The organism is Methylobacterium sp. GXS13 (assembly GCF_001455965.1).
Lineage (GTDB): Bacteria > Pseudomonadota > Alphaproteobacteria > Rhizobiales > Beijerinckiaceae > Methylobacterium.
This window is the reverse complement of record NZ_LKKO01000084.1, coordinates 1-16,245: the sequence shown is the minus strand read 5'-3', so window position 1 is coordinate 16,245 and position 16,245 is coordinate 1. Positions and strand designations below refer to the sequence as shown.

The window sequence follows — 16,245 nt, the reverse complement described above, 5'->3', positions numbered from 1 at the left end:
GCCCCCCGGCGGCCCCCACCCCCGCCCGGGCCCCGACGGCCCGCCGCCGCCGCCGCCGAAGGGCGCGCATTTCCGGCTCGAGCGGGGCGACGCCCGGATCGACGTGAAATGCGCCGACGAGGATTCGATGAAGGCCTGCGCCGACATCACCCTGCAGCTCCTCGACAAGCTCGGGACGCTGCGGCCCGCCGACGCCCGATAGCGTCTCGCCACGACGGCGGAGCTCGGAAGCGACCCCGCCGCCCGCCGGCACCCACGACAGGATCAAAGATATGACCGATACGAAAACCGATTTGCACGACGCCGCCGGCACCGTCTGGGCGGTGTTCGGGCACCGATTCGCCCTCGACGGGGCAGGGGGGCGGATCCTAGCGGATCTCGGCCCGAAGGGGGCCGCCGGCATCACCCTGGCGGTGGGCGACCGGGTCTCGATGCGGGGCACGCAGAAGCCCTCCGAGATCAAGGTCGCGAGCCTCACCCTGGCGGACGGCTCGACCCGCACGATCGACTGGCCGGAGAAGGATGCCCCGAAGAAGGACGGGCCGAGGAAGGACGGCCCCGATCATCCGCCGGCCGATCCCGCCCTGGCGGTCCGGGCCGCGGAGGCCGCGGGCTACACGGTCGCCGGCGTGCCCGCGCGCAAGCCCAAGCATTTCGAGCTGCGGGGGGCGAAGGACGACGCGGAGCACGAACTCCACATCGCGCTCGACGGCCAGATCCGGAAGACCAAGCGCCTCGCCGCCGCGTAGGGCGCGGCCGGACCGCGAGAGCCGTCAGGCGCTCGTGCCCGGTGCCTTGATCAGGCGGCAGCCGGTGATGCGCCAGGACCCGTCCGCGTCCCGGGCGAGGCTGTACTCGGCCGTCCAGTCGACGCCGTACTCGTCCTGGATCGCCACCGACTGCATCACGCCCGCCTCCCCGGTATCCCGGCCTTCGCCGAACACGAAGCTGCGGTGGCGGTAGACCGGGCGGTACTGGTTGCGGACCATGCCGATGAACAGGTCGGCGTTCGGGAACAGCTCCTGGATCGCCGGGGCGGCCTGGGCGTAGGCGGTCGACGCGTCGTCACGCCCGAGCGCCTCGACCTGCTTGGTGATCACCGCCCGGGCCGCCGCCCGGGCGCCGTCATCGGCCAGGGCCGGCCCCGCGAGGCCGAGGATCAGCAGGAGGGCGAGCCACACGCGCATCGACGGTCACTCCGATCGGGCGCCTCCCATGAGACACCTGAGCCGACTGATCATCTAGACGGATGACGGCGGTCGGCAAGCACTGCGCGCGCAGGATGTGCAGGCATCGCGCGCCGGTTGTGCAAGTCGCTGGAAAGAGAGGCATTTTCAGCCCCGAACAGGCGTGCGGGTTTGATTCTCCGCCCGGGTTTTGCGAGCGTCCGCAGACCGACTCACGCCCACATGGGGCGGTCGCGCGGAGCAGAGGGCCATGGTGCAGAGCCAGCCGGACGCGGAAACCTGTCCCGAGGACGTCCCGGCCAAGGACATCCCAGCCATGAGCGTCGGGGTGTTCATCCCGATCGGCAACAACGGCTGGCTGCTGTCGGAGAACGCCCCGCAATACCGGCCGAGCTTCGAACTCAACAAGCAGATCACCCTCAAGGCGGAGGGTTACGGGCTCGATTTCGCCCTGTCGATGATCAAGCTGCGCGGCTTCGGCGGCAAGACCGAGTTCTGGGACCACAACCTCGAATCGTTCACCCTGATGGCGGGGCTGGCCGCGGTCACCACCCGGATCAAGCTGTTCGCCACCGCGGCGACCCTGTGCATGCCCCCGGCGATCACCGCCCGCATGGCCGCGACCATCGATTCGATCTCGGATGGCCGCTTCGGCCTGAACCTCGTCACCGGCTGGCAGAAGCCGGAATACGACCAGATGGGCCTATGGCCCGGCGAGGCGTATTTCTCCAAGCGGTACGATTATTTAGCGGAGTATGCTCAGATTCTGCGCGAGCTGTGGGAGACGGGCGCCAGCGACCTCAAGGGCACGTTCTTCCAGATGAACGACTGCCGCCTGAGCCCCCGGCCGCAGGCGGCGATGAAGATCATCTGCGCCGGGCAGAGCGGGGCCGGCCTGGATTTCACGGCCCGCTACGCCGACTACAACTTCTGTCTGGGCAAGGGCGTCAACACGCCGACCGCCTTCGCGCCCGTGGTGGAGCGGCTGGCCGAGGCCAGCGCCAAGACCGGGCGGCAGGTGACCGCCTACGCCCTGTTCATGATCATCGCCGACGAGACCGACGCCGCCGCGCTGGCGACCTGGGCGCATTACAAGGCCGGCGCCGATGCCGAGGCGATCGCCTGGCTCGGGATCCAGGGCGCGGCCGACACCAAGTCCGGCAGCGACACCAATGTCCGCCAGCTCGCCGATCCGACCTCGGCGGTGAATCTCAACATGGGTACCCTGGTGGGCAGCTACGCCCAGGTGGCCGCGATGCTCGACGCGATCATGACGATCGACGGGGTGGAGGGGGTGCTGCTGGTGTTCGACGACTTCCTCAAGGGTCTCGACGCCTTCGGGACCCGGATCCAGCCGCTGATGCAATCCCGCCGGCACGTGGTGCCGGCGCCGCTCGCTGAGGTCGCGTGATGAGGGTGATGGCGTGATGGACAGGCAAGCCGGATTCCACGATCCCCATGGCCGCCACGGCGGCGTGATCCTGCCGGCCCGGCCCGAGCCGATCGCCTTCGACCCGGCCGCGACGGCGCTGATCGTCGTCGACATGCAGAACGCCTATGCCAGCCCCGGCGGCTATCTCGATCTGGCGGGCTTCGACGTCTCGGAAACCGGCCCGGTCATCGCCCGGATCATCAAGGCGGTGGCGGCGGCCCGGGCGGCGGGCATCCGGATCCTGTGGTTCCAGAACGGCTGGGACCCGGACTATGTCGAGGCCGGCGGCCCGGGCTCGCCGAACTGGCACAAGTCCAACGCCCTCAAGACCATGCGGCGGCGGCCCGACATGAACGCGCAGCTCCTGGCCAAGGGCTCGTGGGACTACGCCCTGGTCGACGCCCTGAAGCCGGAGCCCGGGGACATCGTGCTGGGCAAGCCGCGCTACAGCGGCTTCTACAACACGCCGCTCGACAGCATGCTGCGGGCAAGGGGGGTGAACACGCTGGTCTTCACCGGCATCGCCACCAATGTCTGCGTCGAGTCGACCCTGCGGGACGGCTACCACCGGGAGTACTTTGGGATCGTCCTGGCCGACGCCACCCACCAGGCCGGGCCGCGGAGCCTGCACGAGGGGGCGCTCGCCAATATCGAGACCTTCTTCGGCTGGGTCTCGGACGTGGCTTCGTTCGAAGCGGCGCTGACCGCGCAGACCCGCGCCGCCGCCGAATAAACCACCCGCCGTCTCCGAACCCGCACCGCGAAAGTCCCAAAACAATGCCGAAGCAGGTCGTCATTCCGCCGGGTACGGGCAAGCCGCTCGCCCCCTACGTGCCCGGCACCCTGGCCGACGGGGTGCTGTACGTCTCGGGCACGCTGCCGCTCGATGGCGACGCGAACGTGGTCCATGTCGGCGACGCCGGAGCCCAGGCCCGGCACGTGCTGGAGACGATCAAGGGCGTGGTCGAGGCCGCGGGCGGCACGATGGACGACGTGACCTTCAACCACGTCTTCCTGAAGGACTGGGCCGATTATGCGGCGATCAACGCGGTCTACGCGGCCTACTTTCCCGGCGACAAGCCGGCGCGCTACTGCATCCAGTGCGGCCTCGTGAAGCCCGAGGCCCTCGTGGAGATCGCCTCCGTGGCCCATATCGGCCGCTGATCAGCGCCCCCGCAACAGCTTCGGCGCGAGGCCGGGCAGGGCGGCGGCCAGGAGGCCGGCCGCGCGCAGCACCTCCGCGGCCTCGGCGGCCGAGCGGCGGGCAAGCGCCAGGGCGAGCCGCAGCGGCACCTGCGCGCAAAAACTCGCCATGGTGAGGGCGAGGGCGGCGGCCCGGCCGCGGCGCTTGTGCGCATAGAGGATCTGGCTGCGCAGGAAGTAGAACAGCCGCCGCGCCCGCACCTGCCGGGTCGTGCCCTGGCCGACATGGTGGGCGACCGCCCCGGCCACGTGCCGCACCGAAAAGCCGGCGGCGCGGGCGCGGGTGCAGAGGTCGGCATCTTCCCAGTAGACGAAGAAGCGCGGGTCGAAGCCGTCCAGCGCCGCGAACAGGTCCCGGCGGATCATCAGGAACGCGCCCATCACCTGGCCGACGGCGCGGTCGTCGGCGTGATCCCATTCGACCAGAAAATGCGGCCGGACGAGGCCGAGCCGGTCCAGCGCAAGGGCGCGGCCGAGCAGGCCGAGACCGGTGGGCGCCCGGGCGCAGGAGCGGGCGGTCCGCCCGTCCGGATCGACCAGCCGGGCGCCGACGATCCCGGTGCGCGGATCGGCCGTCAGGGCGTCCCGGGCCAGCCGGAGGGCATCCGGGGCGACCTGCGTGTCCGGGTTGAGGAACAGGATCGCCGGGGCGTCCCCGGCGGCCGCGCCCTGGTCGCAGGCCCGGCCGAAGCCGCGATTCTCGGCGTTGCGGATCAGCCGGAGCGGGCGGGGCAGGGCGGGCAGGCCGTCCGCCGAGCCGTCCTGCGAGGCGTTGTCGACCACAATGACCTGCACGGTGGCGGCCTCCTGCACCGAAGCGAGGCTTGCCAGGCAGGCCCGGAGCAGGGCGCCGCCGTTCCAGTTGACGATCACCACGTCGAGGACGGCACGGTCCGTCATGGGCGATCCCGGGGCGGGCCGAGGCGCCCGAGGGCACCGTCGCGGACGGCCGCGAGCAGCCGCAACAGCACGGCCGGCCGCCAGCCCGAATCCGCCCAGTACAGGCCGGCCTGGAGCGGCAGGTAGGCGGCCTGGGCGAGCTTCCAGCGCAGGGGCACGTGCGGCAGGCGCCAGGCATAGACGGCGTTGCGCAGATAGGTCGCCATGCGGAACAGGGGCTGGCGCGGCATCGCGATCCCGAAGCCGCGGATCACCCCGCCCCCGACCCGGTGCGGGATCGCGACGTCCCGGGCGAGGTAGCAGCCCAAGCCCAGGCTCCAGGCGCGAAAGCACCATTCCAGCTCGACGCCGTCGATAAAGAAGTCGGCGCGGAACGGGCCGATCCGGGCGAGGGCGTCGAGGTCGATCAGCGAGCCCGAGGTCGCCAGGAACTGCACCGGGGCGAGGGGGCTAGAGGCTGGGGGGAGGGCTCCGCAGGCCGGCGCGCCGGGGCGGGGCGGGTAGGCCGGCGCCTTGTGGCCGGCGGCCGGGGCGGGGGCCGGCCCCACGACCGCCACCGGGATCGCGGCATCCCGGAGCCGGGCGAGGGCGGCGAGCAGCGCCGCGGGGAGCCCCGCGGGCGGCTCGGCATCCTGGTCGAGCAGCAGCAGGGTGTCCGCGCCCGCCGCCCGGGCCGCCGCGGTGATCCGGTTGAGCGCCTCGGCGATGCCGACATTGCGCCCCGCCGCCAGCAGGGTCACGCCGGCCCGGGCGATCCGCTCCGCCTCCCCGGCGGGCAGGCCGCCATCGTCGAAGGCGATCACCCCGGCGAATCCGGACGCGGCGTGCGCCAGCACCCGGTCCACTTGGTCCCGGCTTGGCCGGAACAGGGTGATGCCGAGCGCGAGGCGGCCCAGTCCGGGATCAGGCACGGGCCGGGCTCCGGCGGCTCACGCCCGCTCCACCGTGGCGGTGGCGGCCTGTTCGGCGTCGAGGGGTCCGCGGGTCGGCATCGAAGGGATCGATCGAGAGGAGATGCCGGAAGGGAAAGCCGGCGCGGCGGCGTATGGCGTCGATTCGGTCTCGATACAGCATCGTCCCGAACGGTGGCTGCCGTCTTTCGGAAAAAGACGATCTGAAGCATAGACCTCGTGCACCGTGCCGGTTCCGATATCCGGCACGCTGCGCGAGGGCGGCGTTTCGATATCGCGGACCCCGGTCGCCGACAAGCGGCTAGGCCGGGTCGCGCAGCCGCGCAGGCCGAGGACGGACCGGCCCATGGTTTACGGACTCGGCCGGTTCCGTTAGTTCGACGGGCGAAGAATGCGACGCCCGCCTCCGAGACACGCCCGCCCCCGACGCTGCCGACCATGAGCCGATCCGAGACCAGCGCCTCGACCGCGTCGACCCCGAAGGCGGCCGACGGATGCCGCGCCTCGTGACGGCACGCGGCGCACGTTCCCCCGCAGAGCCCTGAGATGCGCCTCGGTTTGCCCCCGACAATCGGGCGGTTCAAGCGCCGCATCGGCCGGCCGGTCGCGCGCGGTGCCGTCGACTCCGCGCGCGCCCTGCGCTTGGGCTGGCGCCGGATCAGTGATCCGCTGGGCCGGCCCACCGCTTTGCAGGCCCGCTGGGCCGGCGCGGGTGCCGGCGACGATCTCGAAGCACGCCTGATCGCGGCGCTGGAGCCGTATGTCGATGCGGGCTTCTACGCGAGCTGGTACGGCATCACGGTCGATCCGGTCCGGGACTACCTCACCGTCGGCTGGCGCGCGGGCCGGGATCCACGACCGGATTTTTGCACCGCCGACTACCTGACCGCGCGGCCATATCTCGCTGCCGCCGGCATCAACCCGTTCCTGCACTGGGTGACGGCGCAGCGCGCCAAAGGCGATGTCCTGCCCAAGCCCGACACCAGGCAGGCCGAGCGCTTGGCCCGCCGCCTCGTGGACGGGGCGTTCTACCTCGCCCACAACCCCGACCTGCAGGCGGCCGGCGTCGACCCGGTGGCCCACTACATGGCCTCCGGCTGGCGCGAGGGCCGGGAGCCGTCGCCGCATTTCGACACCCTGGCCTACTGCCTGACCCGAAACATCGCGTACGCGACCCAGAACCCGCTGGTGCACTACGTCCTGCACGGCGGCCCGGCCCGGCCCGAACCGGAGGATCTTTTCGGACTTCAGGCCGAGACGCTCGCGCCCTATTTCGACGCCGCCTACTACCGGGACGGATTGGACGAGCGGGAAGCCCAGGAACTCGCCGAGGCCTCCGACACCGAATTGCTCCGCACTTATGTAGCCGGCGGCTGGCGGAAGATGCGCAGCCCGCGCCAGGATTTCGACCCGGCCGGCTTCGTGCAGGCGCGCGCCGCCAGCCGGGCAGTGATCGGCGACCCGTTCTTCCGGTACGTCGCCGAGACCCGGCTCTCCGGGAAAACGCCCTTCGCGGGCACGGACAGGCTGAACGTCCCGGCGGTGGACGAGGCCTGGTACCGGGCAACCTACGCGGACGTCCAGGAGACCACACCCTACCTGCACTTCGCCACCAGCGGCTGGCGGGAGCTGCGCGATCCGGGCCCGGGTCGCTCGACGCTCGACGCGCTGCTGCGGGTCTGCGGCCTGCGCCCGGCGCATCCGCCCGTGGAGGACACGCTCTGGCTCGGCGCGATCGGCCGCCCGCCCCCGGATCGGATGGCGTCCCTGGACCTGCAGGCCGGGCTGGTGGCGCTGCATTTCGACCACGCCTTCTACCGCCAGCGCTACGGCCTGGCGGAGGATGTCGACGCCGTCCGCGACTATTGCACCACCGGCTGGCGCCAGGGCCGCAACCCGCGCGCCGACTTCAACGGGCAGGCCTATGGCGACGCGCATCCCTGGGTGCGGGAGACCGGCATCGCGCCCCTGGTCCACCACCTCGCCACGGCGCTGCTGCACGGCACCGACATCGCGGCCGGGCGGTTCGACCCGCGCTACGGCCCACCGCCCTCGGAGGCGGACGCCCTGGCGGAGCAGGTGCGGCTGTTCGAGCCGTATTTCGACGCGGCGTATTACGCCAAGCGCAATCCCGACGTCGCCGGCGCGGCAGGCGGCCCGCTCGGCCATTTCGTCGCCTACGGCCAGCACGAGGGCCGCGATCCCAACAAGCGCTTCTCGATCGCGTTCTACGCGGAGACTTACGGCCATCTTCTTGCGCCGGGCGAGACGCCATTCCTGCATTACGTCCGCACCGGCCGCGCCGCCGGGCTGATGGGCTGCCCCGAGGATCTCGGCAGCTGGCCGCTCATGGAGGCCCCCGAACCGCAGGACTGGGACGGCCTGCCCCGCGCGCTCACCCTCGCCCAGGCCCGGGTCGTCGTGATCGTGCCGGTCTACAAGGGCCACGGCGAGACCCTGCGCGCCATCCACGCCTGCCTGTCCGCCCCGCAAAAGACCCCGTTCACCCTGCTCGCCGTCAACGACCGATCGCCCGACCCGCAGCTGACCGCGGAGCTCGCCGAGCTGGCCGGCCGCGGCCTGTTCCACCTCGTCGAGAACCGGGAAAATCTCGGCTTCGTCCGCTCGGTCAACCGCGGCCTGTCCCTGCGCCAGGGCAAGGCCGTGGTCCTGCTCAACTCCGACGCCCAGGTGTTCGGCGACTGGCTCGACCGCCTGGTCGCCCATGCCGAGACGCGACCGCGGGTCGGAAGCATCACGCCGCTGTCCAGCAACGCCACCATCTGCAGCTACCCGAAGTTCAACGCCAACAACGCCATGGCGCTCGAGATCTCCCGTCCGGAACTCGACCGGGCGGCGGCGCAGATCAATCGCGGCCACGCCGTGGAAGTCCCCACGGGCGTCGGCTTCTGCATGTACATGACCGCCGCGGCGCTCGACGCGGTCGGGGTCCTCGATGAGGTCGCCTTCGGCAAGGGCTACGGCGAGGAGAACGACTGGTGCCTGCGCGCCCGCAAGGCCGGGTTCTCCAACCTGCTCGCCGAGGACGTGTACGTCTACCATGCCGGGCAGATCTCGTTCGGGCTCGACCCGGGCGGCGAGTACGACCAGGGCCAGGCGGCCTTGCTGGCCAAGCACCCGGACTACCCGGCGCTCGTCGGCCAGTTCGTCCAGGCCGATCCCGGACGGCGCGGCCGGGCGCGGCTCGACCTGTACCGGCTCGCCCGGCACTTCCGCGGCCGGGCTTTGCTGTTCGTGACCCATAGCTGGGGCGGGGGCATCCAGCGGCACATCGACGACATGATCGCCCGGCTCAAAGCCGAGGGCACGGCCGTGGTGCTGCTCTCGGTCGACCGGGCCCGGAACATCCAGGTCAACGTCTCGTACCGCAGCCGCGAGTTCGTGTACCTGCCGAGCCTGGATAGCCTGTACCTGCCCCGCGATGCCGACGCGGTGGCCGCCTTCGTCGAGCAGTTGGCGCCGCTGCTGATCCACGTGCACTCGCTGGCGGGCCTGCGCTGGAACGCGGCCCGCGCCTTGATGGATCTCGTGTCCGGCTCGGGCCGGCCCTACGCCTGGACGCTGCACGACTTCTCGCCGGTGTGCCACCGCAACCACCTGGTGATGCCGGACGGGCGCTATTGCGGCCTGGCGCCGGTGCCGGTGTGCCGGGACTGCCTGGCCTCGGACGCGGACGGCTACGAGGAACCGGATCCGGAGGCGCCCCGGGCCGTGTTCGGGCGGTTCCTGGCCGGGGCGGCGCGGGTGTTCGCGCCGTCCGCCGACACCGCGGGGCGGATCGGGGCGGTGTACCCGGACCTGGCGATCACAGTGCGGCCGCATGTCGAGCACGACCGGAGCGTGCGCTCCACCGCCCTGCGCCGGCCAGGCCGTGTGCGCCGGGTCGCCGTGCTCGGCGCGATCAGCGCGACCAAGGGCGGCCTGTTCCTCCAGGCGCTGGCGACCGACGCGCAGGACCGCAAGCTGCCGCTGCGCTTCGCGATCGTGGGCTTCTCCGATCCGGCGCTCGCGGGCGGCCTGGAGCGGGCGGGGGTGAGCCAGACCGGTCGCTATGCCGGCGACGACGAGGCGCTCGATCTCGTCTGGCGGACCTCCGCCGACCTGATCCTGCTGCCGGCGATCTGGCCCGAGACCTACTCCTACGCCCTGACCCTGGCGCTGCGGACCGGCCTGCCGGTGGCGGCCTTCGACCTCGGCGCCCAGGGCGACCGGCTGCGGACCTACCCGAACGGCCACGTCCTGCCCTACGCCCTCGCCAACGACCCGGCCGCCTTCAACGACCGGCTGCTGGCGATCGACATCACGGCCGGCGGGGAACTCTCGGTGCCGATCCAGGCGGCCGCGTACGACGACCTGATGCGCGACTACTACGTTCCGGACCAATCCGGGGCGAAGAACCCACTCGACGAGGACGCCGCATGATCTCCGTCAACGAGGACATGAAGCAGGAGATGCTGCGGCGCGGCATCTCGGTGCTGCATCCGGCCCCGTTCGGCCTGCCGGAGGATTGCACCTTCGAGCCGCCCTGCAGCATCAAGTGGATGGGGATCGATTACTGCCTCACCATGGGGGCGTTCTCCTACGCGGTGAGCGGCTATTATTTCGGCGCCGACATCGCCCGCTACTGCTCGATCGGCGAGAGCGTGCAGGACGGGCGCGGCAGCCACCCGGTGCATTGCGGCTCGACCTCGCCGCTGTTCTACACGCACCATTCGGCGGTGTTCGACCGCCTCGATCCGCGCGCCGAGGATTACGAGATCTGCGGCCCCTACCTGTGGCCCAAGCGCGTGCGCATCGGCAACGACGTCTATATCGGCCACGGCGCGTTCCTGATGCCCGACATCACCATCGGCGACGGGGCGATCATCGGCGCCATGGCGGTGGTGACCAAGGACGTGCCGCCCTACGCGATCGTGGCCGGCAGCCCGGCCCGGGTCGTGAAGATGCGCTTTCCCGACAAGCTGATCGAGCGCTACCTCGCGGTGCGCTGGTGGCGCTACGCCTTCTGGGACCTGCGCCAGTGCTCGATCACCGACCCCGAGACATTCCTCGACGCCGTCGAGGAGCGCATCGCCGGCGGGATGCAGGAATACCGCCCGGACCTGATCCCGATCCAATCGCTGATCCCGGGCGCCTGAGGCTCACGCGCCCGCCTCGGTAAACCGCGCGAACGCCGCCACCAGCGCGTCGGCCGTGACCTGACCGGCTGGCTTTGGACCGGGCTGATTGAGAGGATCAGCCAGGACCGGAGGAGTCGGACATGCGGCGAGGTCAGAAGACGAACGCGGAGCAGATCGTGCTCAAGCTGCGCCAGATCGAGGTGCAGACAGCTCAGGGCAAGAGTTTTGCCCTTGCATGCAGGGAGGCGGAAATCTCTGAGCAGAGCTATTATTGCTGGCGCAAGGAATACGGCGGCCTGAAGGTCGATCAGGCCGAGAAGATGAAGGATCTGGAGCGCGAAAACGCCTGGCTTCGTCGCCTGGTGGCCGATTTATCTTTGGAGAGGCAGGTGCTGGCGGACATCGCCTCGGGAAACTTGTAGCCCCCGAGCGACGCCGACAGGCGGTGGACGGCATCCGGGGATCCGGGGGTCGTGCCCCAGGCGGTGGTGTAGCTGACGGGTGGTCATCGGCGGTTGCCGGGTAGGGTCGGGTTGCGAGCACCAACCCCGAACCCGAGAGACCCCCGATGACCGACGAGATGATGAGCCTTCGCGGCGTGATGGAGAAGAGCGCCGACGCCGATCTGCTGCGCGAGATGATCGGCTTTGCGGCCGAACGACTGATGGAGCTGGAAGTCGGTGGCCAGACTGGCGCGGCTCACGGCGGGAAGAGCGCCGAGCGGCTGGTCCAGCGCAACGGCTATTGTGATCGGGATTGGCAGAGGCGCGCCGGCACGGTGGGCTTACGCATCCCCAAGCTGCGCAAGGGCTCGTACTTCCCCGGCTTCTTGGAGCCGCGACGCTTGGCCGAGAAGGCGCTCACCGCCGTGATCCAGGAGGCCTACATCCAGGGTATCTCGACCCGCTCGGTCGATGATCTCGTCCAAGCCATGGGCGGCACGGGTGTGTCGAAGAGCCAGGTCAGCCGGCTCTGCCAGGAGATCGACGAGCGCGTGGGCGCGTTCCTCGACCGGCCGATCGAGGGTGAGTGGCCGTATCTCTGGATCGATGCGACTGACGTGAAGGTACGCCAGGACGGACGCATCGTCTCGATGGCGGTGATCGTGGCGGTGGGCGTCAACGGTGACGGCCGTCGTGAGGTGCTGGGCATGGACGTGGGCCCCTCCGAGGCCGAGACGTTCTGGACGGACTTCCTCCGCAAGCTCGCCCGCCGGGGGCTGCGCGGGGTCAAGCTGGTCATCTCGGACGCCCATGAGGGCATCAAGGCGTCGGTGGCCAAGGTCATGAACGCGACCTGGCAGCGCTGCCGCGTCCACTTCATGCGCAACCTCCTCGCCCATGCCGGGCGCAGGGGGCGGCGTGTCGTCTCCGCCTTCATCGCCACCGCGTTTGCCCAGGATGACGCCGAAACGGCCCGGCTCCAGTGGCGGCGGGTGGCCGACCAGCTCCGGGCCCAAGGTGCCTAAGCTCGCGACCCTGATGGACACGGCCGAGCCCGACGTGCTGGCCTACATGGGCTTCCCGGCCACCCACCGGGTCAAGCTCCACTCCACGAACCCGCTGGAGCGCCTGAACGGCGAGATCAAGCGCCGGACCGAGGTGGTCGGCATCTTCCCCAAGAGCCATCACCTGCCTCGTCGGTGCGATCCTGCTGGAGCAGAACGACGAGTGGGCCGTCCAGCGCTCCCGCTACATCACCCTGGACAGCATCGCCCCGACCGGCCATGATCCCCTCGTCAGCCTGCCGACCCTGGCAGCCTGATCCGCCCGGCCCAAGCCGGTGATCGTGGTGGCCCTCCGCGAGCTACACCACGCTCAGGGACACGATCTTGCTTCGTTCGTGCTAATCCCGTTCGACGAACGCGGATACTTGCTACCCTCAACCTCGAAGCGCAATCTCCAACGCGATTTATGGTGGGACTGTAAGCAATCTGCTTAATTCCGTATCGCTGATCTCAGGCAGCGTTCGCAGAAAAACGTGCGCATTATGCCTGGGGATGTCTCACCAGGGAATGCGGCCGTACCGCTCGATGAGTATCTTATACTCTGTCTGACTCTGTTTCTTAAGAACGGGATCGACTGCGATCTGGGCCGTGCCGGATCGGGAATGAACCAACCGTGTGACCAATGGGGTCAACACCGTGTGGCGCTGAACTTCCACGTTGTCTCCTCCCAAACGCACGACGTTGGCAAGCCAAGGGCGCACCTGTTCCGCCAGCGCGAGGCTGTTCGGCGCCATCGCGTCAACGAGATGGCAGCGTTTGATCCTGCTTTCGGCGAGACGGCCGAGCCATTCATTGTCGAGATGCCAGCGTAAGGCCGAGTCGAAGCGTCCCACCCGCCGGAGCGTCTCAAACGGCATTATCCAGCCTGATGGCGTCGGAAAATCGTTGATGCGGACAATTTGGCCGTATTCGTCGACCTCAAGCTGCGTCGTTGAGACAAAGCCATAGCTATCCAGAGCGGCCAAGCTCAAAGCGAGGTATTGCGGATCCCAGCGATCATCATCCTCAAGAAGCGCGATGTACTCGAATCGATCTCCCGCAGCGTCGATCGCGGCGTTGAGAGCCCCCCCCCTGCGAGGCGGCATTGCTGGAAGCCCAAACGATGTCACTCCGCTCAGCAAGACGTGGAGGGATGCTTGCACCAGCATCAATCCCGACGATAAAGCTGAGCGAGACTCGACCTTCCGCGACGATCTTCTGAGCCAGGGCGCTGGCAATGGCGCGCTCCAGCAAATAGGCATTGGGACCAATCTGCTGCAGACGAGACGGTATGATTACACCGATCGATCGCATTCTGGATGTCATCTGTGGTACAATCCCGAATCTACAGACCCTAACAGAAATTTAATCTTGCCGATCTACGTTAGTGTGCAAATAAATGACAGGCCCCATACCTTCGCAAGATAGAGTCATAAAAACACGCGGAACATTCGCTGTCTTGACGTATAAAATTTCAGGTTGAAAGATTTTATTTGATATATTATCTCAAACTAAAAACAATTCATACCGCTGCCGGGACAGAAATGAATTTTTAGGTCGTTCGTCCCTGATCTTCACGGCTTATCATCTTGATCAGCAAGCGATGTCAACGAGCATCAGGTGCCCACAGTGAAGCGATAAATTTATTTTATTTATATAAATTGTCTATACATAAATACTTTTACCAATAGCATGTACTCACCTAATTCAATTTTTTGCTTCCGGAAAAATAATGTTTGATTGAATATGACCCCGTATTTCGGCAGATGAATGCGTCTTGTGGATAACCCAATCTAAATTTGGGCGGCCTGATTTGCACAATCCGATGTGTCGCAAATTTATTGCCTTATTATCCTATAAAATTCAACTACAATGATGTCTATTCTATCGTGCCGACTTGAAAAATATTTTTGTCGAATAAAATATAATCTTTGTTCTGAAGATGCATATTTCGACTTGAAGCAAAACCACGGGCGCTGGAGCCTGCGGCATCTGAAAGTTGCTCTCGGCCGATCATATCGGTCGTGCCGGTGGAGCTGTCCCGCCTGAACCATGAACTGGTTCGGCGGAACTATGGTGGAACCCCATTCTCGTCGTAAATACGCAAGATGAGGAGCATCCCGCCCGCGGAGTCTGCGGCGCTCGTGAGCCACATGGAGGACGTGCTGGCTGTTCCAGGCCTGGCCTGCCGGCACACGCCGTCCGCTCGCGTGTCCCGATGACACCAGCCTGCGGTTGATCGGCAGGGTCTGCAAGCGCCGGTCCTCTGGCCAAGCTGCGAACGAGCTTCGCGAGGATGCTCCCGATCCTGAACCTAATCAGCCGTTTTGGTTGCACCGGAACCTATCATGTCCCCCCCAACACCTCCCCCGCCGCCGCGCCAAGCGCGCGCACCCCGAAGGCTAGGTCCACGTCGCTGGTATCCTCCGCCCAATGGTGGCTGATGCCGCCGATCGACGGGACGAACAGCATCGCGGCCGGGAGGATCCGGGCGATGTTCTGGGCGTCGTGGCCAGCGCCCGAGGGCATCACCTGCCAGCGACCGGGGCAGACCAGCTCGGCGGCCTCCGAGAGGGCGCGCATGAGGTCCGGGTCGCAGGGGGCGGGGATCGCTTTCGATAGAGCCGTGAGCGTGGCGGGGCAGCGCTCGCGCCGGTTCGATTCACACACCAGCGCCTCGAGGCACGCTTCCATCCGCTCCAGCACCGGGATCGACACGTCCCGGAACTGGAAGGCCACCTCGGCGCGGCCCGGGATGATGCTGTAGCCGCCGGGATCCAGGGTGATCCGCCCCGTGGTCCAAGTGCTGCGCGGGCCGCAGATCTTGGGAAATTCCCGGTCGATCGCCGCGAGCAGGCGCACCGCCGAGAGCCCCGCATCCCGACGTTCGGCCATGGTGGTGCCGCCGGCATGGTCCTGGTTGCCTGCGAACACGATCTGGAATTGCCAGATCGCCACGATGCCGCTGACCACGCCGAGATGCAGGCCAGCGGATTCGAGCTGCGTGCCCTGCTCGATATGCAGTTCCAGAAAGCCCCGATAGCGGGCCGGATCGAGCCGCATCCGCGGCAATCCGACGAGCCCGGCGGATTCGAGGGCCGCGCGCAGGGGCGTGCCGTCGGTGCGGTTGCGGGCGGCATCGATCTCGGCCTCGGTCAAGTCGCCGATCGCCGAGCGGCTGCCCAGGAAGCCGCCGGAGAAGTGCCCTTCCTCGTCCGCGAAGGCGACGACATCGACCGGCAGCCCGGCCCGGGCCAGAGCCAGCCCGGCGACCACTCCCAGCGCCCCGTCGAGCCAGCCGGCCTCGTTCTGGGTCTCGATGTGGCTGCCGACCAGGAGGTGGGGTCCGGGCTCGCAATGGCGCCCGAGTACGTTGCCGATCCCGTCGATCGACGCCTCAAGGCCGCAGGCCTCGATCTGGGCCATCAGCCAGCGGCGCGATTCCATGTCCTGGGGCGAGAAGGTCGGCCGATGGACGCCGGTGCGGAACCGGCCGATCTCGCGCAGGGCGTAGAGGTCGGCCAGGAAAGCTTCGGTGTCGATCTCGGTCATGCTTCGGGCCTGGATGCTGAAAGCCCGGACCGTGCAAGCGCCATGCGCGCCGACGGGGTTTCCAAAGGGTGAGCCCTTTGGCGGGGTGTCGGGGCGGAGCCCGACAGCAGGGCTTGAGCCCTGCACCCGCGAAAGGTCACGGACCTTTCGAAACCATGACCCGCCGCGCTACTCTGCCGCCGCGGGCCGCCAATCCACCGTAGGGGCGCCCGCCATCCAGGCCCCGAGGTCGGCCCTGGCGCGGTCGGTGAGCGCCCGCCGCTTCAGCACGGCCTTCTCAGGCCCGCGCAGGCGGCGGCCGGTCTCGTTGCGGGGGGCCTGGGCCAGGGGCGGGGACAGGCCGGAAGTGACGGTCCTCGGCCGGGAAGGGGGCGGGGCGTTGGGCCCGCCGGCCGCCCCGCCATGGCCGCCGGGGGTATGGGGGGTCGGGGGG

13 protein-coding genes and 3 pseudogenes are annotated in these 16,245 nt (G+C 68.5%); 9 read left to right on the top strand and 7 right to left on the bottom strand.

Annotated features, from left to right (window positions below; translation table 11 throughout):
* Together AO398_RS25085 and AO398_RS25080 are read left to right on the top strand one after the other, a co-directional pair.
* Positions 1-202 (top strand): hypothetical protein (locus tag AO398_RS25085; protein WP_152997649.1); only part of this gene is annotated, 202 nt, incomplete at its 5' end.
* A gap of 70 nt (positions 203-272) precedes the next feature.
* The gene (locus tag AO398_RS25080; protein WP_058194889.1) at positions 273-749 is read left to right on the top strand and encodes a hypothetical protein; all 477 of its coding nucleotides are present in this window, start codon (positions 273-275) and stop codon (positions 747-749) included.
* Between the two features lie 24 nt (positions 750-773).
* Here the strand turns inward: AO398_RS25080 and AO398_RS25075 are convergent, their stop codons facing one another.
* Entirely contained in the window at positions 774-1,187 is a 414-nt protein-coding gene (locus AO398_RS25075) for a DUF4864 domain-containing protein (RefSeq protein WP_058194888.1), read from the bottom strand.
* Positions 1,188-1,503: 316 nt separating this feature from the next.
* Here AO398_RS25075 and rutA point away from each other — a divergent pair, with 316 nt between their 5' ends.
* The 3 genes from rutA to rutC are packed head-to-tail and all read left to right on the top strand — an operon-like array spanning position 1,504 to position 3,783.
* Positions 1,504-2,598, top strand: coding sequence for a pyrimidine utilization protein A (gene rutA / locus AO398_RS25070; protein ID WP_058194890.1), 1,095 nt, complete (start codon positions 1,504-1,506; stop codon positions 2,596-2,598).
* Between the two features lie 16 nt (positions 2,599-2,614).
* Positions 2,615-3,352: a pyrimidine utilization protein B gene (gene rutB / locus AO398_RS25065; RefSeq protein ID WP_058194887.1), complete on the top strand. Its 738-nt coding sequence runs from the start codon at positions 2,615-2,617 to the stop codon at positions 3,350-3,352.
* Positions 3,353-3,396: 44 nt separating this feature from the next.
* Positions 3,397-3,783, top strand: coding sequence for a pyrimidine utilization protein C (rutC, locus tag AO398_RS25060; RefSeq protein ID WP_058194886.1), 387 nt, complete (start codon positions 3,397-3,399; stop codon positions 3,781-3,783).
* Here rutC and AO398_RS25055 read toward each other — a convergent pair whose 3' ends face one another.
* Genes AO398_RS25055 through AO398_RS25045 form a run of 3 tightly spaced genes read right to left on the bottom strand, consistent with a single transcriptional unit; the run spans position 3,784 to position 5,981 of the window.
* Positions 3,784-4,722, bottom strand: a complete 939-nt coding sequence (locus tag AO398_RS25055; protein ID WP_058194885.1) for a glycosyltransferase family 2 protein — start codon at positions 4,720-4,722, stop codon at positions 3,784-3,786. It abuts the gene before it with no gap.
* A complete protein-coding gene (locus tag AO398_RS25050) occupies positions 4,719-5,633 on the bottom strand; it encodes a glycosyltransferase family 2 protein (RefSeq protein WP_058194884.1) in 915 nt (304 codons plus the stop codon). The genes AO398_RS25055 and AO398_RS25050 overlap by 4 nt, the downstream gene beginning before the upstream one ends.
* An 18-nt stretch (positions 5,634-5,651) precedes the next feature.
* Positions 5,652-5,981, bottom strand: a complete 330-nt coding sequence (locus AO398_RS25045; protein WP_058194883.1) for a hypothetical protein — start codon at positions 5,979-5,981, stop codon at positions 5,652-5,654.
* A 198-nt stretch (positions 5,982-6,179) separates the two neighbouring features.
* Here AO398_RS25045 and AO398_RS25040 point away from each other — a divergent pair, with 198 nt between their 5' ends.
* The 4 genes and pseudogenes from AO398_RS25040 to AO398_RS25025 all read left to right on the top strand — a co-directional run bounded on the left by AO398_RS25040 (position 6,180) and on the right by AO398_RS25025 (position 12,538).
* A complete protein-coding gene (locus AO398_RS25040; RefSeq protein WP_058194882.1) occupies positions 6,180-10,076 on the top strand; it encodes a glycosyltransferase in 3,897 nt (1,298 codons plus the stop codon).
* Positions 10,073-10,792 (top strand): CatB-related O-acetyltransferase, encoded by a 720-nt coding sequence (locus tag AO398_RS29765; RefSeq protein WP_058194881.1) that lies wholly within the window; start codon positions 10,073-10,075, stop codon positions 10,790-10,792. The genes AO398_RS25040 and AO398_RS29765 overlap by 4 nt, the downstream gene beginning before the upstream one ends.
* Before the next feature lie 122 nt (positions 10,793-10,914).
* A pseudogene (locus tag AO398_RS25030) lies at positions 10,915-11,234 on the top strand (transposase); the annotation flags it as partial.
* Between the two features lie 108 nt (positions 11,235-11,342).
* Positions 11,343-12,538 (top strand): annotated as a pseudogene (locus tag AO398_RS25025) (IS256 family transposase).
* Positions 12,539-12,778: 240 nt separating this feature from the next.
* Here AO398_RS25025 and AO398_RS25020 read toward each other — a convergent pair.
* The 3 genes and pseudogenes from AO398_RS25020 to AO398_RS25010 all read right to left on the bottom strand — a co-directional run.
* The gene (locus AO398_RS25020; RefSeq protein WP_152997648.1) at positions 12,779-13,423 is read right to left on the bottom strand and encodes a glycosyltransferase family A protein; all 645 of its coding nucleotides are present in this window, start codon (positions 13,421-13,423) and stop codon (positions 12,779-12,781) included.
* A gap of 1,183 nt (positions 13,424-14,606) precedes the next feature.
* Positions 14,607-15,812, bottom strand: a complete 1,206-nt coding sequence (locus AO398_RS25015; RefSeq protein ID WP_058194878.1) for a Zn-dependent hydrolase — start codon at positions 15,810-15,812, stop codon at positions 14,607-14,609.
* A gap of 168 nt (positions 15,813-15,980) precedes the next feature.
* A pseudogene (locus AO398_RS25010) lies at positions 15,981-16,245 on the bottom strand (FADH(2)-oxidizing methylenetetrahydrofolate--tRNA-(uracil(54)-C(5))-methyltransferase TrmFO); the annotation flags it as partial.